This window comes from Pseudomonas sp. PDM22 (assembly GCF_014851965.1).
Lineage (GTDB): Bacteria > Pseudomonadota > Gammaproteobacteria > Pseudomonadales > Pseudomonadaceae > Pseudomonas.
In genome coordinates, this window is sequence record NZ_JACVAR010000006.1 from 387,239 (window position 1) to 412,064 (window position 24,826).

Annotated in this window: 26 protein-coding genes and 1 riboswitch; of the genes, 13 read left to right on the forward strand and 13 right to left on the reverse strand. The window is 65.5% G+C overall.

What is annotated here, in order from left to right:
- Positions 1-125 precede the first annotated feature (125 nt).
- Positions 126-476: a 50S ribosome-binding protein YggL gene (locus tag IB255_RS22340; protein WP_081516557.1), complete on the forward strand. Its 351-nt coding sequence runs from the start codon at positions 126-128 to the stop codon at positions 474-476.
- A gap of 67 nt (positions 477-543) precedes the next feature.
- On the opposite strand, the gene IB255_RS22345 is transcribed toward IB255_RS22340, so the two are convergent.
- The 4 genes from IB255_RS22345 to IB255_RS22360 all read right to left on the reverse strand — a co-directional run bounded on the left by IB255_RS22345 (position 544) and on the right by IB255_RS22360 (position 2,544).
- Positions 544-903 (reverse strand): hypothetical protein, encoded by a 360-nt coding sequence (locus IB255_RS22345; RefSeq protein WP_081516556.1) that lies wholly within the window; start codon positions 901-903, stop codon positions 544-546.
- Between the two features lie 71 nt (positions 904-974).
- Entirely contained in the window at positions 975-1,385 is a 411-nt protein-coding gene (locus IB255_RS22350) for a roadblock/LC7 domain-containing protein (RefSeq protein ID WP_081516555.1), read from the reverse strand.
- Positions 1,386-1,417: 32 nt separating this feature from the next.
- A complete protein-coding gene (locus IB255_RS22355; protein ID WP_081516554.1) occupies positions 1,418-1,948 on the reverse strand; it encodes a GTP-binding protein in 531 nt (176 codons plus the stop codon).
- The gene (locus tag IB255_RS22360) at positions 1,945-2,544 is read right to left on the reverse strand and encodes a hypothetical protein (protein ID WP_081516553.1); all 600 of its coding nucleotides are present in this window, start codon (positions 2,542-2,544) and stop codon (positions 1,945-1,947) included. Before IB255_RS22360 ends, IB255_RS22355 begins: the two co-directional genes overlap by 4 nt.
- A 121-nt stretch (positions 2,545-2,665) precedes the next feature.
- Positions 2,666-2,753: riboswitch (cyclic di-GMP riboswitch) on the reverse strand.
- A 230-nt stretch (positions 2,754-2,983) separates the two neighbouring features.
- On the opposite strand from IB255_RS22360, the gene IB255_RS22365 reads away from it, so the two are divergent.
- From IB255_RS22365 to IB255_RS22385, 5 genes are all read left to right on the forward strand, one after another.
- Entirely contained in the window at positions 2,984-4,309 is a 1,326-nt protein-coding gene (locus IB255_RS22365; protein WP_081516552.1) for an MATE family efflux transporter, read from the forward strand.
- A 33-nt stretch (positions 4,310-4,342) separates the two neighbouring features.
- Positions 4,343-4,558 carry a DUF2970 domain-containing protein gene (locus IB255_RS22370; protein WP_045208331.1) on the forward strand — a complete coding sequence of 72 codons (216 nt, stop codon included), beginning with the start codon at positions 4,343-4,345 and terminating at the stop codon, positions 4,556-4,558.
- A 315-nt stretch (positions 4,559-4,873) separates the two neighbouring features.
- The gene (locus tag IB255_RS22375) at positions 4,874-5,371 is read left to right on the forward strand and encodes a PaaI family thioesterase (RefSeq protein ID WP_081516551.1); all 498 of its coding nucleotides are present in this window, start codon (positions 4,874-4,876) and stop codon (positions 5,369-5,371) included.
- Between the two features lie 261 nt (positions 5,372-5,632).
- Positions 5,633-7,291, forward strand: a complete 1,659-nt coding sequence (locus IB255_RS22380; protein ID WP_081516550.1) for a nitrite/sulfite reductase — start codon at positions 5,633-5,635, stop codon at positions 7,289-7,291.
- The gene (locus IB255_RS22385) at positions 7,275-7,778 is read left to right on the forward strand and encodes a DUF934 domain-containing protein (protein ID WP_081516549.1); all 504 of its coding nucleotides are present in this window, start codon (positions 7,275-7,277) and stop codon (positions 7,776-7,778) included. The genes IB255_RS22380 and IB255_RS22385 overlap by 17 nt, the downstream gene beginning before the upstream one ends.
- Before the next feature lie 197 nt (positions 7,779-7,975).
- Here the strand turns inward: IB255_RS22385 and IB255_RS22390 are convergent, their stop codons facing one another.
- Complete coding sequence (locus IB255_RS22390) at positions 7,976-8,554, reverse strand: TetR/AcrR family transcriptional regulator (protein ID WP_081516548.1); 579 nt, start codon at positions 8,552-8,554, stop codon at positions 7,976-7,978.
- A gap of 168 nt (positions 8,555-8,722) precedes the next feature.
- On the opposite strand from IB255_RS22390, the gene IB255_RS22395 reads away from it, so the two are divergent.
- Both IB255_RS22395 and IB255_RS22400 read left to right on the forward strand, forming a co-directional pair.
- On the forward strand, positions 8,723-9,160 hold the full coding sequence (locus IB255_RS22395; protein ID WP_081516547.1) for a hotdog fold domain-containing protein: 438 nt from the start codon (positions 8,723-8,725) through the stop codon (positions 9,158-9,160).
- A gap of 11 nt (positions 9,161-9,171) precedes the next feature.
- Entirely contained in the window at positions 9,172-10,026 is an 855-nt protein-coding gene (locus IB255_RS22400; RefSeq protein ID WP_081516546.1) for an alpha/beta fold hydrolase, read from the forward strand.
- Positions 10,027-10,059: 33 nt separating this feature from the next.
- Here the strand turns inward: IB255_RS22400 and IB255_RS22405 are convergent, their stop codons facing one another.
- Together IB255_RS22405 and sohB are read right to left on the reverse strand one after the other, a co-directional pair.
- The gene (locus IB255_RS22405) at positions 10,060-11,052 is read right to left on the reverse strand and encodes a YhdH/YhfP family quinone oxidoreductase (RefSeq protein WP_081516545.1); all 993 of its coding nucleotides are present in this window, start codon (positions 11,050-11,052) and stop codon (positions 10,060-10,062) included.
- Between the two features lie 55 nt (positions 11,053-11,107).
- Complete coding sequence (gene sohB / locus IB255_RS22410) at positions 11,108-12,136, reverse strand: protease SohB (RefSeq protein WP_081516544.1); 1,029 nt, start codon at positions 12,134-12,136, stop codon at positions 11,108-11,110.
- Between the two features lie 211 nt (positions 12,137-12,347).
- Between sohB and IB255_RS22415 the strand changes: the two genes are divergently transcribed.
- The 4 genes from IB255_RS22415 to IB255_RS22430 all read left to right on the forward strand — a co-directional run bounded on the left by IB255_RS22415 (position 12,348) and on the right by IB255_RS22430 (position 15,610).
- Positions 12,348-13,058, forward strand: coding sequence for a histidine phosphatase family protein (locus IB255_RS22415; RefSeq protein WP_081516543.1), 711 nt, complete (start codon positions 12,348-12,350; stop codon positions 13,056-13,058).
- Between the two features lie 58 nt (positions 13,059-13,116).
- Positions 13,117-13,428, forward strand: a complete 312-nt coding sequence (locus IB255_RS22420) for an SCP2 sterol-binding domain-containing protein (RefSeq protein ID WP_081516542.1) — start codon at positions 13,117-13,119, stop codon at positions 13,426-13,428.
- A 319-nt stretch (positions 13,429-13,747) separates the two neighbouring features.
- Positions 13,748-14,815 carry a phosphotransferase family protein gene (locus tag IB255_RS22425; RefSeq protein ID WP_081516541.1) on the forward strand — a complete coding sequence of 356 codons (1,068 nt, stop codon included), beginning with the start codon at positions 13,748-13,750 and terminating at the stop codon, positions 14,813-14,815.
- A 27-nt stretch (positions 14,816-14,842) separates the two neighbouring features.
- Positions 14,843-15,610 (forward strand): SDR family oxidoreductase, encoded by a 768-nt coding sequence (locus tag IB255_RS22430; RefSeq protein WP_045208354.1) that lies wholly within the window; start codon positions 14,843-14,845, stop codon positions 15,608-15,610.
- A 247-nt stretch (positions 15,611-15,857) separates the two neighbouring features.
- On the opposite strand, the gene IB255_RS22435 is transcribed toward IB255_RS22430, so the two are convergent.
- Positions 15,858-16,502, reverse strand: a complete 645-nt coding sequence (locus IB255_RS22435; RefSeq protein ID WP_081516540.1) for a hypothetical protein — start codon at positions 16,500-16,502, stop codon at positions 15,858-15,860.
- A gap of 156 nt (positions 16,503-16,658) precedes the next feature.
- Here IB255_RS22435 and IB255_RS22440 point away from each other — a divergent pair, with 156 nt between their 5' ends.
- On the forward strand, positions 16,659-17,441 hold the full coding sequence (locus IB255_RS22440) for a TSUP family transporter (RefSeq protein ID WP_192210881.1): 783 nt from the start codon (positions 16,659-16,661) through the stop codon (positions 17,439-17,441).
- 24 nt (positions 17,442-17,465) lie between these two features.
- Here IB255_RS22440 and nudC read toward each other — a convergent pair whose 3' ends face one another.
- The 5 genes from nudC to IB255_RS22465 form a co-directional block, all read right to left on the reverse strand.
- Positions 17,466-18,305 (reverse strand): NAD(+) diphosphatase, encoded by an 840-nt coding sequence (gene nudC, locus IB255_RS22445; protein ID WP_138216319.1) that lies wholly within the window; start codon positions 18,303-18,305, stop codon positions 17,466-17,468.
- Positions 18,305-19,978, reverse strand: coding sequence for a ferrous iron transporter B (locus IB255_RS22450; protein ID WP_081516537.1), 1,674 nt, complete (start codon positions 19,976-19,978; stop codon positions 18,305-18,307). The genes nudC and IB255_RS22450 overlap by 1 nt, the downstream gene beginning before the upstream one ends.
- 42 nt (positions 19,979-20,020) lie before the next feature.
- Positions 20,021-20,833: a crotonase/enoyl-CoA hydratase family protein gene (locus tag IB255_RS22455; RefSeq protein WP_081516536.1), complete on the reverse strand. Its 813-nt coding sequence runs from the start codon at positions 20,831-20,833 to the stop codon at positions 20,021-20,023.
- A 238-nt stretch (positions 20,834-21,071) separates the two neighbouring features.
- The gene (locus tag IB255_RS22460) at positions 21,072-22,415 is read right to left on the reverse strand and encodes an amino acid permease (RefSeq protein ID WP_045208363.1); all 1,344 of its coding nucleotides are present in this window, start codon (positions 22,413-22,415) and stop codon (positions 21,072-21,074) included.
- 191 nt (positions 22,416-22,606) lie between these two features.
- Positions 22,607-24,793, reverse strand: a complete 2,187-nt coding sequence (locus tag IB255_RS22465; RefSeq protein WP_081516535.1) for a putative bifunctional diguanylate cyclase/phosphodiesterase — start codon at positions 24,791-24,793, stop codon at positions 22,607-22,609.
- Positions 24,794-24,826 lie beyond the last annotated feature (33 nt).

Sequence of the window (24,826 nt, forward strand, 5' to 3'; positions counted from 1 at the left end):
CCGGGCAAAACCTTCGCTGCACTTGCGGCGCAGATGCGGGATAATCCCGCCATCCTGGGTACCCCCGGGCCACAACGGACCGAAGCCGGCCACCCGCCAGGCTTCCGCTGACGAGAGCAATGCGAATGAAATACCTCACCCCCGAACAGATGGCCAAACCGCGCAAGCGCCGCCTGCTGAAGAAACTGCGCCTGGCCGAGTTCCAGGAATTCGGCTTCAGCCTGGAAGTGAACTACAGCGGCGACCTGGATGACGTGCTCGACCAGTGGATCGCCTTCGTCGAGTCCGAGGGCTGGGTCTTCGTCGGCGGCGCCACCGAAGACGGCGAGTTCACCGGCTACCTGTGCCTGAACGCCGTCGGCAGCCTGACCGAAGCCGACCGCGAGACCACCCGCCTGTGGCTGGAAAAGCAGTCCTGGGCCAAGTCCTTCGAGCTGGGCGAGCTGAGCGACTGCTGGCACGGTCTGTTCGAGTAATACGCGCACCAAAGGAAACGTGGGCAAGCCTCCCCGGCAAGCCCACGCTTTCACCCCGCCCTTTTCGTTACATCGCCATCTGCCCCTCCACCTCCTGCAGCTTGCGCCGAGCCAGCGCCAGATTGGCTTTCACCTTGTCCAGCACGTAGTACATGAACACGCCTTCATGCTTCGCCATGGGGCGGATGATGTGGTACTGGCGGCCCAGGGTGATGAGGATGTCCTCGATCACATCGTTGAGCGCCAGCGACTTCATGGTCTTGAGCTTGGCGCGGACCACCTCGGTGTTACCCGCTGCCGCCAGTTCCAGGTCCACTCCGCCACCCGCCTGCCCGAGCAGCATGCCGCTCTTGGCATCCACCACGGCCGACGCCAGGGCACCATCCAGGTTCAGCAGTTCGTCCAGCGATTGTTGCAGTGCTGCCATAGCGATTACTCCTTGAGTGCGCGTCCTGTTGTAGGGACCCCGCAGCCGCGCGCGCCGCGAAGCCTTTTGTCTCAGCCGGCCAGCGACAGATCCGCCAGCCGTGTTGCCGTGCGTTTTGCCTGGTAGAGCACCTGACCGAGCATCTCCTCGCGGTCGGCGACCAGGTTGAGGATCATCGGGTGGCTCGGGTGCGGGATGTCGACGATGACGATGTAGCCTTCGCTCGCCTCGACGATCACGTTCTGGTGCGGCCCGACTTCGCTCTCCTGGCCGACCATCGCACCCAGGGCAGAGATCGAGCAGGCCATCGCCGCCAGCTTGGAAATCTCCAGCCCCTTGCCGGCGCGGGAGGCGACTTCGAAACCATCGGTGGTGGCAATCACCGCCGCGCTCAGCCGGCCGAGGCTGGCGCCCAGTTCGTCCAGCGCCAGCTCGGCGTCGTGGCGCAGTCTTTCCGGCAGGCTCATCAGGGCATGTTCCATGGTCGACTCCAGTCGGTGGCGAACGTCAGGCCTCAGGCCGCCGTGCATTCCAGTTGCAGCAGGAGCAGGTCGAGCAGCAGCCGCACCTCCTCCGCTTCGCGTACGTCCACCTCGATCACCGGGAAGCTGTATCCGGCCTGCGCCAGGGCAGCGGCGTAGTCGTCCAGGCCGGGATGGGGATTACCCGGCAGGCGGCCGACACCGATCACACAGGGCGCGCGGCCGATACAATCGGCGAAGCCTTCGAGGTAGACGCGCAGGTCGCCCAGCGGGTCTGGCCGCGAGTTGTCGATCAGGATCACCAGCCCGAGCGCACCTCGGGCGAGGATTCCCCACATGAAGGCGAAGCGCGCCTGGCCTGGGGTACCGTACAGGCGCAGGCGCTCTTCCGGGCCGAGGACCACTTCGCCGTAGTCCAGGCCGACTGTGGTGCGCGCCTTGTCCAGGCTCGGGTCGTTGTTCTGCACATCGGTGCTGACCGGGTCGATATCGCTGATCGCGGCGATGGCGGTGGTCTTGCCGGCGCCCATGGTGCCGGTGAAGAGGATCTTGTATTCCCTCATCGGCTGGCCTCCGCAGTACCGCCCAGACCGAGATGACGACGGATGCGCGCCAGCAGGCCGATGGGCGCTGCGGTTTGCTGCGCGGGCGCAGCAGGCATGGCCTCGACGGGTTGAAGCATCTGCTGGGCGTCCATCAGGCGGACGAAGCTTTCCGCCACCTGGCGCGGCACGCCGGAGCGCTCGCACAACTCATCCAGGCTCATGGCCCGCGCGCAGAGCAGTGTGGCCAGGCGCACGTAGCGATGCTCACCCTTGAGCAAGGAAGCCGCCGGCCAGTGCTTCAGGCGCAGCGCTCCGCCAGGAGTCTCCACTGGCCGGTGACCGATGGCACGGGCGGCGCGCTCAAGACAGTCGAAGACTTCACTGGCACGCAGTGGCCAATGGACCCAGAGCGGCTCGCCTTCGGCGGTGCGCAACTGGACGCGGGGCTCGCCTTCCTCCCCCTCGACCAGCAGATCGGCCGGGCCATCGACATACGCCCAGCTCGCCAGCGTGCGACCGCTGAGCAGGCCGACAATGGATTTGAAAACCACCTGATCCCGCAACGCCATCCGGGCGAACCCGTAGGTGTATTGAACCTGATACGGCTGATTCATCGGCGCGCTCCCTTGGGCCAACAAACACCATCAACCTGCACGGGTTGATCAGGAGGCTCACCGGGACGTTGGAAGATGCCGAGCGCAAGCTCGCAGAAGGCGCGGACGAACGTCCGGCCTGCTTGGCAACCCCGCGGTCATGGCCCTTTCGGGCTGTAGATCGGTGGCTTTGCGTCCCTGGCTTTCGCACAGGTTTGCCCTGGTCAATTGAATCTCAGCGTAGTACGCCGATTTCGTTCGCCAAGGCGAAAAAACGTGACGCGCCTCACACAAATATCGGAAATATCGCCGGAACAACTTCGCAATATTCGTAGGCATATTCCGTTCTAAAAGGGGGCGGGAAGCGCTCCCTTCGGCTAGGATTTCCTGCAGCGAAGCCCTACCGGCACGGGCCCGCCGGATGTCCAGAACAGGCCGGAGCTTACTGCCCAGAGACGCCATGCTAGAGCGCCAGCGGTTCCAGAATATTCTCAGCCTGGGCTTGCCGATCATCGGCGGGATGCTCAGTCAGAGCCTGCTTAACCTGGTGGATGCGGCCATGGTCGGCCACCTCGGGGAAAAGTCCCTCGCCGGGGTCGGCATCGGCAGTTACGCCAACTTCGTCGCCATCTCGCTGGTGATGGGCCTGGGCGCAGGCGTGCAGGCACTGGTGGCGCGCCGGCGGGGTGAAGGCCGCAACGCCGAGCTCGCCGCTCCGTTGAACTGCGGGCTGCTGGTGGCGCTGGGCCTGTCGCTGCCGATCACGCTGATCTGCCTGTTGTTCGCCGAGCCCATTGTCCGCGCTCTGTCCAACGACCCCGAGGTGCTCGCGGTCGGTATTCCCTACTTCGAATGGCGCGCCTTGTCGGTGCTAGCCGTCGGCCTGAACTTCTCCTTCCGCGGCTACTGGAACGGCACCCGGCGCTCGGGCATGTACATGCGCACCCTGGTGGTGATGCACCTGGCCAACGCGGCGATCAGCTACAGCCTGATCCACGGCCTGATCGGCCTGCCCCGGATGGGCGCGGTGGGCAGCGGCCTGGGCACCACGCTGGCGCTGTACCTCGGCTCGCTGATCTACGCCTGGATCACCTGGCGCGACGCCCGCGCCCAGGGCTTCCACCCGCGCCTGCCAAGCGAAAGGGACATCCGCACGCTGCTGCGCCTGTCGCTGCCCAACTCGTTGCAGCAGTTCTTCTTCGCCGCCGGCATCACCCTGCTGTTCTGGATCATCGCCCAGGTCGGCACCCGCGAGCTGGCAGTGGCCCACGTGCTGATCAACCTGGCGCTGTTCCTGATCCTGCCCGGCGTCGGCCTGGGCATGGCGGCCACCACGCTGGTCAGCCAGAGCATGGGCGAGCGCGACTTCGACAGCGCGCACCGCTGGGGCTGGGACGTGGTGAAGGTGGCGGCCTGCGGCCTGGCACTGCTGGGCGCGCCGTTCTGGATTTTCCCCGAGGCGATCCTGCGGCTGTTCGTCAGCGATCCTGCGCTGATCGAACTGGGCCGGGTGCCGCTGATGCTCACCGGCATGGGCATGGTGATCGATGCCACCGCGCTGGTACTGACCCAGGCGCTGCTGGGCGCAGGCGCCGTGCGCACGGTGATGGCGGTCAGCCTGGGCAACCAGTGGCTGTTCTTCCTGCCGCTGGCCTACCTGGTCGGCCCGGTGCTGGGCGGCGGGCTGCTGGCGATCTGGAGCATGCAGATACTCCAGCGAGGGCTGGCCTCGGCGATCTTCGCGGTGATGTGGCAGAAGCGCCAGTGGACGCAGATCGAACTCTAACGTCTAGGATTGGATGCAAAAGGAGGACGAACGATGGACGAGCAACAGAACAAGCCGCCGAGCTTCTGGCAGATGCTCCACAGCGTGCTGGCCGCGGCCTTCGGCGTACAGAGCGGGCGCAACCGCGCGCGCGACTTCACCCACGGCAAGCCCAGTCATTTCATCGCCATGGGCATTCTCTTCACGCTGGTCTTCGTGTTGCTGCTCTACGGGCTGGTGCAGTTGGTGCTGCATTTCGCCGGGCTGTAGAAAAGCCGGCCGGGAAGTGAGGTACCGGGCGGGCCGCAGCGCGACCCGCCGGCACCGCTGTCACTGGTGGCTGACCCAGAATACGGCGGTCGCGACCACCAGCAGGATCAGGATGAATGCGGCGCGGGCATCGACGACGCTGTCGCTGGTCTTGCTGGACGTTTCTTCGCTCATGCTTCCCCCATCTTCTCGTTATTGGCTGAAGGACCACAGCCCAGAGTTAAGACCAGCCCGGCCCGCAGCTCAAGGAACCGCCCCTTTCCGCCACTGCGCAAATGCCGTTAGGCTGCTGGCTCCATAAGAACAAGCGAGTGGATGAAGCACGTGGACTCACTGCAAGACACTGTCGCGCCGGAAGGCGTCTGCTACGGCTGCGGCGGCAGCAACCCGCACGGACTGCACATCAAGAGCCGCTGGCACGAGGACGGCATCCACGTCGTCGCCGAACACCTGCCCGAAGCCAAGTACTGCGGCTGGCCGGAACTGGTCTACGGCGGCCTGATCGCCATGCTGGTGGACTGTCACTCGAACTGGACCGCCATGGCCTACCACTACCGCGCCGAAGGCCGCGAGCCGGGCAGCCTGCCGCGCATCGACTGCGTCACCGGCAACCTCGGTATCAAGTACATCAAGCCGACGCCCATGGGCGTGCCGCTGACCCTGAAGGCCCATGTAGAAGGTGAAGTCGGACGCAAGAGCCGGATCATCTGCGAGGTCTACGCCGGGGACGTGCTGACCTGCGTCGGCGACTCGATCTTCGTCCGCGTCGACACCTCACAACTGCGCGACGCTGCCCACGGCCGGGATGCCTGATCGGCTCCCGTTGCGCCGCCGCCCATAGCCAGGCGAAGCGGCGCAACGGAGCAACGGCCGTCCTGCTTCAAGTCCCCGTCCCGCCTGTGTTTCAGGCCTGGCGCGACTTATACCCGAAAGTTCTCGCCATATACTCAAACATCACTTTTGCGCATATTCCCGAACTGGTATCGTGCGCCCCACTCCGCGTGGAGCGCGTTGCCGTGCGCGCTGGGATACGCAATACGCCCTGAGCGCTATAGCCTGACAGCAGGATGATTCATGTACGTATATGACGAATACGATCAGAGGATCGTAGAAGATCGCGTCAAGCAGTTCCGCGATCAGACCCACCGTTACCTGGCGGGCGAACTGACCGGCGAGGAATTCCGCCCGCTGCGTCTGCAGAATGGCCTGTACATCCAGCGCTACGCGCCCATGCTGCGAGTGGCTGTGCCTTACGGCCTGCTGTCCTCCCGGCAGGTCCGCAAGCTGGCGCAGATCGCCCGCGACTACGACAAGGGCTACGCGCACATCAGCACCCGCCAGAACGTCCAGTACAACTGGCCGGAACTGGAAGACGTGCCGGAAATCCTCGCCGAGCTGGCCACCGTGCAGATGCACGCGATCCAGACCAGCGGCAACTGCATCCGCAACACCACCACCGACCAGTTCGCCGGCGTCGCCCGCGATGAACTCGTGGACCCGCGCCCCTGGTGCGAGATCATCCGCCAGTGGTCGACCTTCCACCCCGAATTCGCCCACCTGCCGCGCAAGTTCAAGATCGCCGTCAACGGCGCCGTGAGCGACCGTGCGGCCATCGAGGTGCACGACATCGGTCTGGAAGCGGTGCAGAACGAAGCCGGCGAGCTGGGCTTCCGCGTCTCCGTCGGCGGCGGCCTGGGCCGTACCCCGATCGTCGGCAGCTTCATCAATGAATTCCTGCCTTGGCAGCACCTGCTGTCCTACCTGGACGCCATCCTGCGCGTGTACAACCGCTATGGCCGTCGGGACAACAAGTACAAGGCGCGCATCAAGATCCTGGTCAAGGCGCTGACTCCTGAAGTCTTCGCCCAGAAGGTCGACGCCGAATGGGCGAACCTGAAGGACGGCCCGAGCACCCTGACCGACGCCGAGCTGCAGCGCGTGGCTGCGCACTTCGTCGATCCGGCCTACCAGGCCCTGGAAGACCAGGACGCCACCCTCGCCCAGCTGGACGCCGAGAACCCCGGCTTCGCCCGCTGGCGCACCCGCAACACCTTCGCCCACAAGAAGCCCGGCTACGTCGCCGTGACCCTGTCGCTCAAGCCCACCGGCGTGGCGCCTGGCGACATCACCGACAAGCAGCTGGACGTGGTCGCTGACCTCGCCGACCGCTACAGCTTCGGCGAAGTGCGCAACAGCCATAACCAGAACATCATCCTCGCCGACGTCGAGCAGGCGCAGCTGTTCACCCTCTGGGGCGAACTGCGCGAGAACGGTTTCGCCACCCCGAACGTGGGCCTGCTGACCGACCTCATCTGCTGCCCGGGCGGCGACTTCTGCTCCCTGGCCAACGCCAAGTCGCTGCCGGTGGCCGAAGCCATCCAGCGTCGCTTCGATGACCTGGACTACCTGTTCGACATCGGCGACCTCGACCTCAACATCTCCGGCTGCATGAACGCCTGCGGCCACCACCACGTGGGCCACATCGGCATCCTCGGCGTGGACAAGAAGGGCGAGGAGTTCTACCAGGTCTCCCTCGGCGGCAGCGCCAGCCGTGAGGCGAGCCTCGCGCAGATCCTCGGCCCGTCGTTCGCCCAGGACCAGATGGCCGACGTGATCGAGAAGATCATCAAGGTCTACGTGGAACAGCGCACCGAAGAGGAACGTTTCCTCGATACCTACCGTCGCATCGGCATCGACCTCTTCAAGGAGCGCGTATATGCAGCGAATCATTAAGAACCGCGAGGTCGTCGACGATCGCTGGCACCTGCTGCCCAAGGACGCGACCCTCGAGACCGTGCCCAACTGCGACGACGTGATCATCCCGCTGAACCTGTGGCTGGAACACGGCCCTGCGCTGCGCGGCCGTGACGGCGGCCTGGGCGTGTGGCTGGACGCGGACGAAGAGCCCGAAGCCATCGCGCAAGACCTGGACAAGTTCAAGGTCATCGCCGTGAACTTCCCCGCCTTCACCGACGGCCGCGGCTTCAGCACCGCGCGCCTGCTGCGCGAGCGCTTCGGCTACAAGGGCGAAGTGCGCGCCATCGGCGACGTGCTGCGTGACCAGCTGTTCTTCATGCAGAGCTGCGGCTTCGACGCCTACGCCATCCGCGCCGACCGCGACCCGCAAGCGGCGCTGGCCGGTCTGGATGACTTCTCCGAGGTCTACCAGACCTCGGTGACCCAGCCGCAACCGCTGTTCCGTCGCCGTCAGCTCGCCTGATTCAGCGACAGGAAAAAGCCCCGCACTGCGGGGCTTTTTCATTTCTGCTCGGCACGGTTTCTCGCAGGGCGCCTATCGCGCCAGCGTTATCCGCAGCCGGGACAACGGCGGATAACCTGTTCCAGGTTATTCGCCCTACGGTTCGGCGAGCCCCCTAGTGGCTCGCTCCTACAGGGTGCCATTGCGCGACCACGGTATCAGGCGCGGACGCTGTCCCACGCGATCTGCGCCAGTTGCTCACGGCACTCGATCAGGTCCACCCGCGTCCGCCCGGCCAGCCAGTTGCGCGCGTAGTCATGAGTCGGACCAATCACCACGGAGTTGAACAACTCCGCCGACAGCGCCTTGAACGCCCCCGCCTTGCGGTGTTCGGCCAGCAGTTCGGCAATACGCCGGCCCTGCTGGCGGTTGGCCTCGCGCAATTCCTCGCCCACCTCCCCCGCTTCCACGCGCCCGCGGCTGTGCAGGATGAAGCGAGCCCACTGCGGATTGGCCGAGACCCAGTCGATGTAGGAGGTGACGAACAGCTTCACCACTGCCTCGGCGCTCTTCGCCTCCTCCAGCCCGGCGTCGAGCAACGCCGCGTACTGGCCGATGCCGGTCAGGTACAGCGCGCCGATGATGCGCTCCTTGTTGCCGTAGTGGTGATAGAGGCTGCCAATGCTGGCACCGGAGCGATCGCGAATCATCTCGATGGTGGTGGCGTCCACGCCGGATTCACTGAAACAGGCCAGCGCGGCCTGGAGGATGTCGTCTTTGCGGGAAGGTCGGGCCATGGGGGTCCTGTATCGAAATTCGGTCCAGAAAGTAATTCTAGAATAATTTTCTAGAATTACTTTCTAATCTTCGTATACTGCCTGGGCGCGCACCGCTCTTCAATGACAGTTCTTCAATCACAGCTCTTCAATCCCAGCTTGCCCACCCCATCAGCCTGCGGAGCCACCATGAGCCAGATGCTGCAGATGTTCCAACAGGCCGGCCCGGCGCAGTTCAGCGCCATGATCGGCCAGGTTGCCCCCTACTTCTCTACCATCGCCCCGCAGTTCGTCGAGCTGCGTCCGGGCTATGCAGAAGTCACCTTCCCCAAGCGCCGAGAAGTGCTGAACCACATCGGCACCGTGCACGCCATCGCCCTGTGCAACGCCGCCGAACTGGTGGCCGGTACCCTGACCGACGTGTCGATCCCCAAGGGTCGCCGCTGGATTCCCCGCGGTATGACCGTGGAATACCTGGCCAAGGCCGAAGGCGACGTCCGCGCCGTGGCCGACGGCCTGGCAATCGACTGGAACCAGGAAGGCGACATCACCGTACCGGTGCTGGCTTATGTCGGTGACAAGAAGGTCTTCCGCGCCGATATCACCATGTACGTCAGCCAGGCCTGAGGGACGCTGCCATGATCACCCCGCTCCCCCGCCCCCTGGACAACGGTAACGGCCACAGCCTCTCCAGCCACTGGTACTACCCACCCGGCGAAGCCCGCGGAGCGGTGCTGATCGTCCCCGCCATGGGCGTCGAGCAGCGCTTCTACACCGCCTTCGCCAACTGGCTGGCAGAGCGCGGCTTCCTCACCGTGACCTTCGACTACGTAGGCATGGGCAAGTCCCGCGCCGGCCACCTGCGCGACCTGGACGTCAACGTCGTCGCCTGGGGCAACCACGATTGCAGCGCCATGCTCGACGCCGTGGTCGAGGCCGCTGGCGAGTTGCCGGTGTACTGGATCGGCCACAGCCTGGGCGGGCAGATCCTGCCCTTCGTCCGTGGCAACGAACGCATCCAGCGCGCCTTCACCATCGCCACCGGCAGCGGCTACTGGCGCGAGAACACCAAGGGATTGCGGCACAAGGCCTGGCTGCTCTGGTACTGCCTGGCACCGACCATCACGCCGTTGCTGGGCTACTTCCCGGGCAAGCGCCTGGGCGTGGTCGGCGACCTGCCGCGCGGGGTGATCGAGCAATGGCGGCGCTGGTGCCTCGACCCGGAGTACGCGGTGGGCGCGGAAGGCGGTGCGGTGCGCGAGGCGTATTCATCGGTGCGCACGCCCATCACCTCCATCTCCTTCACCGACGACGAGATGATGTCCGGCCGCAATACCGAGTCGCTGCACGGCTTCTACCGTGGCTCGCCAAAGACCGTGAAGCGAATCGCCCCGGAGGACATCGGCGTGAAACGCATCGGCCACTTCGGCTTCTTCCGCAGCCAGTTCGCCGATTCGCTGTGGGCGGGCTACCTGCTGCCGGACCTGGGCTGACACCCAGGCCCGGCGCGGGCATCGATCGGAGGATCAGTCCAGCGTCACCAGTACCCGGCCAACCAGCTTGCCGGCGAGGATCTGGTGGATGGCGGCGGGCAGGTCGTCGAGCTTGACCTCGCGCACCGCCGCTTCGAGGTTGTCGAGCTTCCACTGCAGGGACAGCTTGTCCCACATGGACGCCTTGACCACCAGCGGCAGCTCTACCGAGTCGACGCCCAGCAGGTTCACGCCGCGCAGGATGAACGGCAGCACGGTGGCCTTGAAGGCGGCGCCGGCAGTCAGGCCGCAGCAGGCGACGCTGCCGCCGTATTGCAGCGACTTGACCACGTTGAACAGGATGTCGCCGCCCACGGTGTCCACCGCGCCGGCCCACTGCTCGCGCAGCAGCGGCTTGTCGACCCCATCGGAGACGGTGGCACGGTCGAGGATCTGCCGCGCGCCCAGGCGGTTCAGCAGCTCGGCCTGCTCCAGCTTGCCGGTGGCGGCGGCCACGGTGTAGCCCAGTTGCGCCAGCAGCATCACCGCGATACTGCCCACGCCGCCGGTGGCGCCGGTGACCAGGATCGGGCCCGCGGACGGCGTGACGCCAGCGCGCTCCAGCTTGTCGACGCACAGCGCGGCGGTCAGGCCGGCGGTGCCGAGGATCATCGATTCACGCAGCGACAGGCCCTGCGGGCGCTTGATCAGCCAGGCCGCGGGCACACGGATGTACTGGCCGAAACCGCCAGGGGTGTTCATGCCCAGGTCGTAGCCGGTAACGATGACTTCGTCGCCAACGGCGAATTCGCCCACCGAGGATTCTTCCACCACGCCAGCAGCATCGATGCCGGGAGTGTGCGGGTACTTGCGGGTGACGCCACGGTTGCCGCTGGCGGACAGCGCATCCTTGTAGTTCAGCGAGGAATACTTCACCCGCACCAGCACTTCACCCGCCGGCAGATCGGCAACCTGCCGCTCGGCCACCTGCAGGTCATACACGCCATGCGCGCTCTCCGTGACCCACAACGCCTTGAATGCACTCATCTCGACCCTCCTCTTTCGAATTTGGAACGGGCGCGATCCCGGCGCCCGACGACGATCATTGCCAGAAGCGGCTGCGACCCAGGCGGTCCCACCAGGTCACCAGCACGCGATCGATCACGCCGCTGACGCCCACGCCGAAGCGCTCCTGGATGGACTTCTTCTGTACGTAACTGAGCTGGTAGACATCCGCCTCGCGAGCGCGTTCGGCCAGGTATTCGTCACTGGTCTTGAGCTCGTCGACCAGCTTCTTGCCCAGCGCCGCTTGACCCAGCCAGACCTCGCCGGTGGCGATCTCGTCGATGGCCAGTTGCGGGCGGTAGTGGACAACGAAGCGCTTGAACAGCTCGTGGGTGGTTTCCAGGTCTTCCTGGAACTTCTCCCGGCCCTTGTCAGTGTTCTCGCCGAACACGGTCAGGGTGCGCTTGTACTCGCCAGCGGTGAGCACCTCGAAATCGACGTCGTGCTTCTTCAGCAGGCGATGGATGTTGGGCAGCTGCGCCACCACGCCAATGGAGCCGAGAATGGCGAAGGGTGCGGAAAGGATGCGTTCGCCGATGCAGGCCATCATGTAGCCGCCGCTGGCTGCAACCTTGTCGACGCAGACGGTCAGCGGTACGCCGGCCTGACGGATGCGCGCCAGCTGAGAGGCCGCCAGGCCGTAGCCGTGGACCATGCCGCCGCCGCTCTCCAGGCGCAGCACCACTTCGTCACGCGGGGTGGCGAGGGTCAGCAGCGCGGTCACTTCATGGCGCAGCTGCTCGGTGGCCGAGGCCTTGATGTCGCCGTCGAAGTCGAGCACATAGACGCGGTTCTTCTCGCCGCCCTTCTTCTTTTTCGCTTCCTTCAGGCTTTTCGCCTCGGATTTGCGCAGGGCCTTGAGCTTGGTCTTTTCCAATACGCTATGTTGCAGGCGCTCGCGCAATTCCTTGTAGAAGTCGTTGAGCTTGTGCACTTCAAGATGCCCGCTGCCGCCGCGACGACCGCGGCCGCGCAGTGCGGCGATCACCACCAGGACGATGACGATGGCCACCACCACGGTGAAGGTCTTGGCCAGGAAACCCGCGTAATCCGCTAGAAACTCCACTCACATCCCCTTTTACAATTCTGGTCGAGCCCGCCAGGCGAGCGCAGCGAATCCCGCAAGCATACCCACGCCGCAGGCCCGCCACCAGCGCTGGCAAACCGCTGCATCAGTCCAGCGAATGCCATTCAAACAAGCGTATGTTTTTTCGTTGACAGCCCCAGGTGATCCTCATAACCTCGCCGGAACTTTCAGCCCTGCCGGGATACTGCGCGTGGGAAGCATCTACCTGATTCGACATGGCCAGGCTTCATTCGGTGCCGACGACTACGATGTGCTCTCGGCCACTGGCGTACGCCAGGCTCAAATCCTCGGCGAACACTTGGCCGGCCTGGGCCTGCGCTTCGATCGCTGCGTGGCCGGCGACCTGCGCCGCCAGCGCCACACCGCCGAAGCGGTGATGGGCCGGCTGAACGAAGCCGGGATCGAAACCCCCACCCTGGAAATCGACTCCGCCTTCAACGAATTCGAAGCCGACGCCGTGATCCGCGCGCACCTGCCGGACCTGCTCGAGATCGAGCCGCAGGCGCTGCACATCATGCGCAACGCTGCCGACCACCGCGCCGAGTTCCAGCGCCTGTTCTCCACCGTGATTGCCCGCTGGGTTTCCGGCGACCACGACAAGGACGGCCTGGTCAGCTGGGCCGAGTTCCTCGACACCGTGCACGGCGGCCTCCAGCGCCTGCTGGAATCGGCCAGCGGCAAGGACAACATCGGCGTGTTCACCTCCGGCGGCACCATTACCGCGGTGCTCCAGCATGTGACCGGGATTCCGGCGCTGAACGCCTTCGAACTCAACTGGCAGATCGTCAACACCTCGCTCAACCGCCTGAAGTTCCGCGGCAGCGAAGTGGCCCTGGCTTCCTTCAACAGTCACGTGCATCTGGAACTGTTGAGGGCGCCGGAACTCATCACCTATCGTTGAGTACCGGCCCATTGCGACGCGAGCGTCGCGCGAGAAAACCTAGAAAAGGAATAGAACCATGAGTGTTGCTGACATCGTTTCCACCATGCAGAGCAAGTTCAACGCCAGCGCGGCCGCCGGCCTGGATCTGGTGTTCCAGTTCAACATCGAAGACGGCGACAACCACTACCTGGTCGTCAAGGACGGTACCTGCCAGGTCGTACAGGGCGACGCCGAGTCCCCCAACGTCACCCTGATCATGGACAGCGAAACCCTCAAGGGCATCACCAGCGGCGAAACCGACGGCATGCAGGCCTTCATGGCTGGCAAGCTGCGCGCCGAAGGCGACATGATGCTGGCGATGAAGCTGGGCGAACTGTTCCCGGTCTGATCCGAGGAAAACCTGCCCGCGCAGCACGAAAAACCGGAGTCCATGGCTCCGGTTTTTTTATGCCCGCGCCCCGCTGCAATACCCGGATCAGGCAGCTTGATCGGGGTCCAACACGAACGCCAATAAGGGCTTTGTGTGCTTGTGACGGGCAAGGCCTGACATTAGATTAGCCAATGATCACCCGGCGCCATCATTGCTTTGCCTGATCCTGCCGCGACCCATCGGGCAAGATACAGACGCCGGCCTGCGCGCACCTCGCCAGGAGCCCTGGGCCCTCGCGGGGACGATTCGTAAAAGCCCGTACAAGAAAGGGACCAGCATGTCGTTGACCGACCAGACCATCCGCTCCCGCGAAGGCGAAGAACTCGATGCCGCCGTGATCGACGGCTTCCTCAAGGACCACATTCCCGGCCTGCAGGGTCAGCCGCGCATCAGCCAGTTCCCCGGCGGCGCCTCGAACCTGACCTACCTGATCCAGTACGACAACCAGGAACTGGTCCTGCGCCGCCCGCCGTTCGGCAAGAAGGCCAAGTCCGCCCATGACATGGGCCGCGAATACCGCATCCTGAATCAGCTCAAGGACGGTTTCCCCTACTGCCCCAAGGCGTACGCCTACTGCACCGACGAGTCGGTGATCGGCGCCGAGTTCTATGTCATGGAGCGGGTCAATGGCATCATCCTGCGCAGCGACCTCCCCAAGGAACTGAACCTCGACGCCGGGAAGACCACCGCGCTGTGCAAGAGCTTCATCGACAAGTTCGTCGACCTGCACAACGTCGACTACAACGCCTGCGGCCTGGGTGACCTGGGCAAGCCCGAGGGCTACGTGCAGCGTCAGATCGGCGGCTGGATCGATCGCTACGAGAAATCCCTGACCCCCGACGCGCCGGCCTGGGAACAGGTGAAGGTGTGGCTGCGCGAGAAGATGCCGGCCGACCACCACAAGCCGGGCATCGTCCACAACGACTATCGCTTCGACAACGTCATCCTCGACCCGAACAACCCGATGCAGATCATCGGCGTGCTCGACTGGGAGATGACCACCATCGGCGACCCGCTGATGGACCTGGGCAACACCCTCGCCTACTGGATCGAAGCGGGCGACCCGCAGCCGATGCAGATGCTCCGCCGCCAACCCAGCCACGAGCCGGGCATGCTGACCCGCCAGCAGTTCGCCGACTACTACGCCGAGCGCGCCGGCATCCAGATCGACAACCTCGATTACTACTACACCTACGGCCTGTTCCGCCTGGCCGGCATCATGCAGCAGATCTACTACCGCTTCTTCCACGGCCAGACCCAGGACAAGCGCTTCGCCACCTTCATCCACGCCAACAAGCTGCTGGAACAGGTGAGCCTGCAGGTCATCGGCAAGTCCCGCCTGTAACGGCGCCCCAGAACAAGGAGAACTCCCATGTCCAAGACCCAACTGTTCGACCTCGAAGGCAAGATCGCCTTCGTCTCCGGCGCCAGCCGCGGTATCGGCGAGGCCATCGCCAAGCTGCTGGCCCAGCAGGGTGCCCACGTGATCGTCTCCAGCCGCAAGATCGACGGCTGCCAGGCCGTGGCTGACGAAATCGTCGCCGCCGGCGGCAAGGCCACCGCGATTGCCTGCCACATCGGCGAGATGGAGCAGATCCAGGCCGTCTTCGCACAGATCCGCGAGCAGTTCGGCCGCCTGGACATCCTGGTCAACAACGCCGCCACCAACCCGCAGTTCTGCAATGTGCTGGACACCGACCTGTCGGCCTTCCAGAAGACCGTCGACGTGAACATCCGCGGCTACTACTTCATGTCCATCGAAGGCGGCAAGCTGATGAAGGCCAACGGCGGCGGCAGCATCATCAACGTCGCCTCGGTCAACGGCGTCACCCCGGGCGAGTTCCAGGGCATCTACTCGGTAACCAAGGCCGCGGTAATCAGCATGACCAAGGTCTTCGCCAAGGAATGCGCGCAGTTCAACATCCGCTGCAACGCCCTGCTGCCGGGCCTGACCGACACCAAGTTCGCCTCGGCGCTGGTGAGCAACGATGCCATTCGCAACGTCGCCCTGCAGCGCATCCCGCTCAAGCGCGTGGCCGATCCGAGCGAGATGGCCGGTGCCGTGCTGTACCTCGCCAGCGACGCCTCCAGCTACACCACCGGTGTGACGCTGAACGTGGATGGCGGATTCCTCGCCTAAGCGCTATCGCGGAAACCAAAAAGGGAGCCGGTTGGCTCCCTTTTTCTTTGGTGAGGATTGGGCTCGCTCAGACAAGATCAAAAGCCCCTCACCCTAACCCTCTCCCGCAAGCGGGAGAGGGGACTGTCTGGTGCAGGATGACACCACAGTGCCAGCCGGCACGAGTTGCCCCTCTCCCGCTGGGAGAAGGTTGGGGTGAGGGAATGAGGCGGCACAGACTTCACAGAGGAAACCAGTTGCTCCTGGCTCACTGCCAATCCTTGAGAGCCTGGTTCGCCGCCGCATTCATCGGCTCAGCGGTCAGCCCGCCGGCCCCGTAACGCACCGCGAAAACAGCCTGGTCGGCCAGCGGCAGGTAGTTCACCCGGCCCGCCTTGGGCACGAAGGTCAGCAGGTCATGCTGGCCGTCGCGCAGCCATCGCCACAGATCGAGACCCAGCACGTCGTCCGCCAGCGCCACCTTGCGCCCCAGGCTCTGCTGCTCGACGGCGAGGAATCGGCCGCTGAGGTCCTGCAGGCGGTAACCCGGCGCCATCCCTATCAGCCGCGCCAGGCCTTTCCATTCCAGCACCCGCGCATCCAGTTGCCAGAGGTCACCGGCCAGTTCAACACGACGCTCGTCATCGCCCTGCAGCAACGTCACGTCATACCGCTGCTCACCGACCTTGTGGAAGCTCAGCGTCGCCAGCGGGCGCTCTGCCGGTAGCGGGTCGTAGCTGCGCAGGTCCCAGGCCACCAGCGCCACCAGTGCGGCCACGGCCACGAACAGCATGCCCGCCGTACCCCGCAGCCAGCCGAGGAACCAGTGACGGTCGAACAGAATGCGGGCGGCTACCACCAGGGCCAACAGCGCCAGGAAGGCAACGACCCAGGCCAGACCGTCGTACTGCATCGAATGATTTCCTTCCTCGTAGAAATGCCGGCATTATGCGCACCGCGTACCTGCACGGCCAGCCAGACCGTCGCAGCTTTCGGGCCCGTTAACGTTTCCCGCGCACCATTCTTTACGAGAGAGTGGCGCCACGGGCCCCCGATCAAGGCCAACCCCATGCCCTTCGAACTCGTCGTAGACCCGACCACCCTCGTCATTCTCGCCGGCGTCGCCTTCCTTGCCGGCTTCATCGACGCCATCGCCGGCGGCGGTGGCCTGCTGACCATCCCTGCCCTGCTCACTGCCGGCGTCCCTCCGCACCTGGCGCTGGGCACCAACAAGCTGAGCTCGACCTTCGGCGCCGCCGTGGCCAGCTACACCTTCTATCGGCGCAAATTGTTCCAGCCGCGCCAGTGGCGCAAGGGCCTGATCGCCGCAGCCATCGGCGCCGCGCTCGGCGCCTGGGCCGCGCACCTGATGCCGGCGGAATGGCTCAACCGCATGCTGCCGGTGGTGGTCTTCGGCTGCGGCCTGTACCTGCTGTTCGGCAAGACGCCCGAAGCGCCTCTGGACGCCAATCCGCAAATCGCCCAGGGCCGCCAGTGGCCGCAAGGCCTCGGACTGGGCTTTTACGACGGCGTGGCAGGCCCAGGAACCGGCGCCTTCTGGACCGTCAGCACCCTGCTGATGTACCCGCTCGACCTGGTCCGCGCCAGCGGCGTGGCGCGCAGCATGAACTTCGTCAGCAACATAGTCGCGCTGGCGGTGTTCATCGCCTCGGGTCAGGTGGTCTGGCTGATGGGCCTGTGCATGGGCAGTTCGCTGATGATCGGCGCCTACTTCGGCGCGCGCACGGCGATTGGCGGCGGCGCCAAATTCATCCGTCCGGTATTCATCCTGGTGGTACTCGCCTTGACCGTGCGCCTGGCCTGGCAGCACTGGTTCACCGCCGCGGCCTGAGGGAGGCCGGAGCGGCGCCTGGAATCAGGCGCCGCCGGGCAGGACAGGATCGGGACGACCGGCGCGGCGCGCCAGGTAGACCTCGATCAGGTAGCGGGCGATCGAGCGCTCGGCCGGCAGGCGCGGCAGCTCGTCGACGTGGAACCAGCGGGCGTCCTCTATTTCGTCCGGCTGCATGACGATCTCACCGCTGACGTACTCGGCGTGGTAGCCGAACATCAGCGAATGCGGGAACGGCCAGGGCTGGCTGCCCATGTAGCGGATATTGCCGATCTCGACGCCCACCTCTTCGCGCACCTCGCGCGCAACGCAGTGCTCCACCGACTCGCCCGGCTCGACGAAGCCGGCCAGGGTGCTGTACATCCCCGGCACGAAGCGTGGCGAACGTGCCAGCAGCACCTCATCGCCACGGGTCACCAGCACGATCATGCTCGGCGACAGCAGCGGGTAGCGCTGGATGCCGCAGCTTTCACAGTGCATGGCGCGGTCGCGGGGCATACGCAGGCTGGGCTGGCCGCAGCTGCCGCAGAAGCGGTTCTGCCGCCACCAGATGCCGATCTGGCTGGCGAAGCCGAGCATGGCGAAGATGTCTTCCTCGGCCTGCATCATGAACTGGCGCAGGCCGATCCAGCTGGCGCCTTCCAGCGGGTCGGTACGGTCGATTTCCAGCAGGTAGACCGGTTCGCCGTCGAACTGGCCGACAGCATGTTCGGACAGCACCGAAAGATCCTGGCGCTTGAGCCAGTCACGGGGGAACAGCACGCCGTTGCTGTCGGCGAGGAACTGCTGCTGGCAGTGGGCAAGCGCCCAGCCGCCGTTGGCAGCGACCTCGAACATCGAGGACTCCCAGCGCCCGGTGCGCATCAGGCTGCCACCGTCAGGCCCAGGGCCTTGACGCTCTCGCTGGCGACGTCGAGGACGTCGGGTTGGCCTTCAGGCCGCATCATGGCTCCACCCTCCAGGTAGTACTCCAGGCCGGTCAGCGCATCCGCCAGGGTTTCCAGCATCTGCTCGGACGGCATCTGGGTCGTCTCGATCATCTGCCCCTGAATGTAATCGGCACAGGCGCCCACGAGCAATGCCGCGCGCTCCTGGCCGAGGAACCACAGGCCGCCGCGCACTGCCTGCAGGCTGATCGGCACGTTGGCCAGGTGAAGTTTGTCGCCATTGGATTCCAGGTAGGCGGTGATCGCGCGCTTGGCCAACGCCAGGCCCGCCTGAGCCTCGTCGATCACCACAATGCGCGCTTCGGCGAGCTGGTGCACGGCGAAGGAGTCATCCTCACCCATCGGCGCCGGACGCGCATTCATGCGCTCGCCACGCTCCAGGTTGCCGACCATGCTCTCGACGTAGAGCAGCGCGTCGGCCAGGGAGTTGAGGGCGGCAGGCTCGTCCACCGAGCCCTTGGCGACCCAGCCGGCGACCACGCCGTGCTGGTGCTGCAGCGAAGTGGCGGCGGAATTCAGGCCGACCATGCCCAGGGTCTTGGCCAGTTTGCCCAGCTGGGTGTGCAGGATGCCCAGCGCATCGGCCTGGGACACGCCGCGCTCGATCAGGTCGAGCTGGTCCTTCACCGCCGTGAGTTCCTCGCGGATCGCCACCGACAGCGAGCGCATCACCGACTTGCCCGGGCCGGACAGGCGTTGCGACTCGTCTTCGAGCAGGTGATCGGTGAACGGCAGCGGTGCCAGGCCGAACACCTGGCGCAGTTCGGTCGCGCGCACGCCGCTGGTGTCAGCCAGCGTGGTGAGATACAGCAACTCCTTGAGCAGCTGCCGTGGCGCTTCGTACTGCGGGTTGGCGATCAGCTGCTTGAGTTCGCGGTCCAGGCGCGAGAACACCTGCTTGCGCGTCTTGCGCGGCAGCATCTGCGCGTCCACCAGCGACTCCAGCGCGCCAGCGCCGACCCAGCACAGGCGGGTGCGCGCGGCGCTGCCCAGCAGCACGTCGAGCTTGCCCAGTGCGCGCCCCATGAGCTTGAGGCTGGGGTAGAGATTCTGTTCGCGGATCAGCCCGACCAGGCCGACCTGGTACATCTGCCGCAGACGGCGGACTTCGCGGGCCGGGTCTTCCACCTGCGGTGCGGTAACGGCGCGCAGCGGGCGTGGCAGGTCCAGGCGCGCGCTGAAGAAGAAGCTCTCCGGCAGCGCGGGCTGGCCAGCGGCCTGGCGCACATCGTTGATCGCCGGCAGCAGCAGCTCGGGGATTTCCTGGCGGTGCGCCTCGAGGTTTTCCAGGTAGCGGCGCAGCACGTAGAGCGCATTGCCGAGCGCTGCCAGCTGGCCGTCGCGGTCTTCACTGACCCCGGTCGGAATGTCGGTGGCCAGGTCCAGCGCTTCCTGCGCCAGCAGCTCGGCGCCGGCCAGTTCGATGAGATTCAGCGTGCCGCGAATCTGGCTCAGGCAATCGACGGAATGTTGCAGCAGGCTGCCGTTCTGACGCTCGGCGATGAAGTGCTCGAGATTCTGCTCGGCCTCCTCCATCGTCGCGAACAGCTCGTCGCGGACCAGACTGAGGGACGTGGCTCCAGTAACCATCGGCCTAGTGCGCCTCCTGCGCGCAAGAAGAGTGGACGGACATCAATCGGCGAACTCGGGGGTCTTCTTGCTCATGTGCGCCATCATCGCGGCCTGCAGGTCAGCGGACTGCAGCATGGCGGCGTTCCAGGTGGCGATGTATTCCAGGCCGTCCTCGACGCGGTGGTCGCGGGCGTAGCCGATCATTTCCTTGGTGCCGCGGATGGCAATCGGCGACTTGGCGGCGATCTGCCGGGCCAGCTCCATCACGCCGTCCTGCAGCGCGGAATGGTCGGCGTAGACGCTGTTGACCAGGCCAATGCGCTGCGCTTCCTCTGCGTTGACGTTACGCCCGGTGTAGGCCAGCTCACGCATGATGCCGTCGCCGATCAGGCGCGGCAGGCGTTGCAGGGTGCCGACATCGGCTGCCATGCCCATGTCGATTTCCTTGATGGAGAACTGCGCATCCGCGCTGCAGTAGCGCATGTCGCAAGCGGAGATCAGGTCGATGCCGCCGCCGATGCAGTAGCCCTGGATCGCCGCAAGGACCGGCTTGCTGCACTTGTCCACGGCGTTGAAGGAGCCCTGCAGCTGCAGGATGGTCTTGCGCAGTGCGCGGGCGTTGCGGCCGACGTCCTTGCCCAGGTGGTTGGCGGCCTGGGCCAGCAGGGCGAGGTCGATACCGGCGGAGAAGTGCTTGCCGGCGCCGCTGAGGACGACGACGCGGACTTCATCCGTTTCATCGGCCCACTGGAAGATATCGATGATTTCCTTCCAGAAATCGGCGTTCATCGCGTTGAGTTTTTCCGGACGGTTGATCTGCACATGGGCGATCTTGTCCGCCAGTTCAACGCGGAAGGCTTTGTATTCGGTCACGGGAGATGTCCTCGGGAATGCCCTGCTTCTCGTCTGGGTGCGGCGCGCTGCCGCTGGAGCCCGGGCCAACAGTTCTTATGGTTGCCGCATACAGATTTTTGGCATCGCGCCACTATAACAAGGCAAGACCAAAAGTCGATGCCGCGGTCTGTGACACAGGCCACGGCATCGGGCGTGAATCCGCTCGCAATTCGCTCACCAACTGCTTGATCTGGCAGGAAGGTGGCCGCCGCGACAATCAGTCGCCGGCGGCCATCGGCAGCCCCTGCGCGCGGTTGCGGTACTGGCGCCAGGTGTACATCGGGATGCCCGCCATGAACACCAGGAAGCCCCAGAAGATCGCCTGCTGGCCGGTGCCGTAGAGTGCCCACAGCGAGTAGAGGAAGCCCAGGCAACCAATCGCCAGCACCTGCGGGCGCGAGCGCGGCGAGAAGGACTCGGGCTTCACCGCCAGCATCTGGATCAGCGCGGCGGTGCAGAAGGCGTAGGGTACGACGCCCGTCATGGTGCCGAGCAGGATGATGACGTTGAACACCTCCACCAGCTCGCCATGGCCATCGACCATCACCAGCGCGGTGACCAGCAGCCCGGAGGACAGCAGGCCGTTGGCCGGCGCGCCGTTCTTGTTGAGCTTGCCCAGGGACTCGGGGAACAGCCCGTCGCGGGCCGGCGCCACCGGGATCTGGCCCTGCAGCAATACCCAGCCGTTGAGCGCGCCGAGGCAGGCGATCACTGCCCCGCCAGCCACCAGGTAATAGCCCCAGGTGCCCAGCAGGATGCGCGCGGCATCAGCGAACGGCGACGTGGACTTGGCCAGCACTTCCGGCGGCATCAGGCCCTGCACGGCGGTGATCGACAGGATGTACACCGCGGCAGCCGCCAGGGTGCCGAACAGCGTGGCGCGGGGGATGGTCTTCTTCGGGTCGCGCACATCGTCCGCCGGCACAGTGGCCGATTCCAGGCCGATGAACGACCAGAGCGTCAGCGCTGCCGTGGTGGCGATGGCCTGGGCATAGCCCATGTTCGGCAGCTCGCTGGGCGCCGGGATGGTCAGGTAGTCGGGGTTGAAGTGGAACCAGCCGAGAATGCCCACCAGCAGCAGCGGGATCAGCTTGAGCGCGGTCAGGCAGTTCTGCACCACGGCGAAGGCGGTGATGCCGCGCAGGTTGATCAGGGTGCACAGCCAGATGGCGCCGATGGCCGTGGCGACCATCAGCAGCGGGTCGGCCAGTGCCGGAATGAAAACCCGCAGATAACCGACCAGCGTGACGGCGATGGCGGCGTTGCCGATCCAGGCGGCTTTCCAGTACGTCCAGGCACAGAGATAGCCGGCGAAGCTGCCGAAGCCGTCACGGGTATAGGCGTATGGCCCGCCAGCTCCAGGGTTGAGCCGCGCCAGCCGGGCGAAGGTGAAGGCGAGGATCACGGCCCCGGTGCTCGACACCAGCCAGCCGAACAGACTGAGCCCGCCGAACGCGGCCAGGCTCGACGGCAACAGGAACACCCCCGACCCCACCATGTTGCCAACCACCAGCGCGGTGCAGCTCCAGAACCCCATGCTGCCCTTTTTCGCTTCCGCCATCTGCGCTCCTTAGAAGCCCGCGATCTGTATTTTCGTGTTGTCGCCCTGGCCATCGAAGGGGCGCAGAGCGGCGATCTGTCCTACAGGGTAGACAGCGCCGGGCAAAGGAGGAAACCGTTTTGCAGGACGAGACCGCCCGTTTCGAGCGATTTCGCCCCGCGCGGTCAATGCCGCTGCAGAAATTCCGCCGCTCAGGCGGAGCCGAACTGCCGCGTGCCGATCCCGTAGAGCTGCTCGAACTGCAGCGACGGCATCGGCTTGGCGAACAGGTAGCCCTGCCCTTCGGTGCAGCGTTCGGCGCGCAGGCGGTCGCGCTGGGCTGAGGTTTCGATGCCTTCGGCGATGGTCTCCAAATCGAAGCTGCGGGCCATGTCGAGGATCGCGCGGATCACCGAGAGGTCCTGCTGGGTCTCCAGCATGCCGATGACGAAGGTGCGGTCGATCTTGATGCGGCTCAGCGGATAGGTCTTGAGCAGGCTGAGGGAGGCGTAGCCGGTGCCGAAGTCGTCGAAAGCGATCCCGACCCCATAGGAGCGCAGGCTCTGCAGGGTACTGAGAACGGTGTCGTCGTGGTTGAGCACGATGTTCTCGGTGATCTCCAGTTCCAGCGCCTCCGCCGGCAGGCCGTGCCGTTCCAGTGCCTCCAACACCTGGGTGACCAGGTTGCCCATGCGGAACTGCGCGCCGAACAGATTCACCCCCATGCGCAGGTCGGGCGCACCGTTGCGCCGCCAGTAGGCAGCCTGGGCGCAGGCCTCATCCAGTATCCAGGCGCCGACGATGGCCGCCAGGGGCCCGCCCTCCAGCGACGGCAGGAAGGCCGCTGGCGACAGCAGGCCGCGCTGTGGATGCTGCCAGCGGATCAGCGCCTCGGCCCCGCGCAGGGAGCCGTCGCGCAGGCTGACCTGGGGCTGGTAGAACAACAGGAACTCGCCGTTGGCCACGGCGCGATGCAACTCCATGCCATACAGGTGCCGCGCCGCCGCTTCCATCTTCAGCGCCGGAAGGAACACAAACGCGTGGCTGCGACCGCTGCTCTTGGCCTTGAACAGCGCCAGGTCGGCGTCACCCACCAGCTCCAGCGCTTCCTGCGCATGCAGAGGCGCCAGAGCCACGCCGCAACTGGCAGCGACCCGCACCTCATGAGCGTCGATGACGATGGGCTCGGCGATACTGGCGATCACCGCCTGGGCGAAGCGCATGGCGTGTTCGGGCGAGAGCAGGTTCGGCTCGAGGATGGCGAACTCGTCGCCACCGATGCGCGCCACCGTGGCGCCAGCGGTGGCCAGCCGGGCCAGTCGCTCGGCAACCTGCCGCAAAATGCCGTCGCCGACGGCGTGGCCGAGGGAGTCGTTGACGTCCTTGAAGCCGTCCAGGTCGATCATCAGCACGGCCGCCGGGCGCGACTGCACCAGGACTTCCTCGGTGCGCCGGTAGAACTGGCCGCGATTGGCCAGCCCCGTGAGTACATCGACGCTGGCCAGTTGGCGCAGCGCCTCCTCTTCCCGATGGCGGGCGGTGAGGTCCTTGAGCACTGCCTCGAACTTGAGCTTGCCCCTTTCCGACCAACTGAAGAGCGTCAGGCCCAGCGAGAGTTCGGAGCCGTCCTTGCGCAGGCCGGCGATTTCCCCCGGCACGGCCATGCCGTCCAGGGACGTGGCATCGCTGGCTCCGCTGATCAGGGCGCGGAAGGACTGGCGACTGCGCTCGGGCAGCAGCAGCTCGAAGGACTGGCCGCTGCCTTCGATCAGGTCGTAGCCGAACAGGTTGGCCGCCGCTTCGTTCCAGGCACCGATCTCGCCCCAGCAGTCGAACCAGACCACGGGAGTCGGCGAGGTGCCGGCGTACTCCTCGAACAGCGGCCGGGTGCGCGACGAGGCCACCTCGATGCGGCGCAGTTCGAGCCGGTCGGACGCCATGCGCGCCAGCTCGACCAGACGCTCGCGGTCCTCGCCGGAAAAGTCTTCGTGGGGCTGGCTGTCGATGATGCACAGCGCGCCCAGCGCCTGTCCCTCGACCGAGAGCAGCGGCACGCCCGCGTAGAAGCGCACGCCATTGGGCGCCGTCACCAGCGGGTTGTCGTGGAAGCGCTCATCGCGGCTGGCGTCGCCCACCACCATCACGCCGTCCTGGGCGATGGCATGGGCGCAGAAGGATACGTCGCGCCCCATGTCGACTTCGCCGATGCCGGTGGCGGCGGCGAAGAACACGTGGTCACTGCCGATCATGTTCACCGCTGCGACCGGCATGCCGAACATGCGCACAGCGATCTGCACCACCGGGTCGAGGCTGGGCAGCAGGCTTTCGTCGTCGAAACCGTAATCGGAGAGCGCACTCAGGCGCTCGCTCTCGTTCGGCAACGTCACGGGACAGCGCATGGGGGAAACCTCCCTTTTTCCTCAATTTCTCCC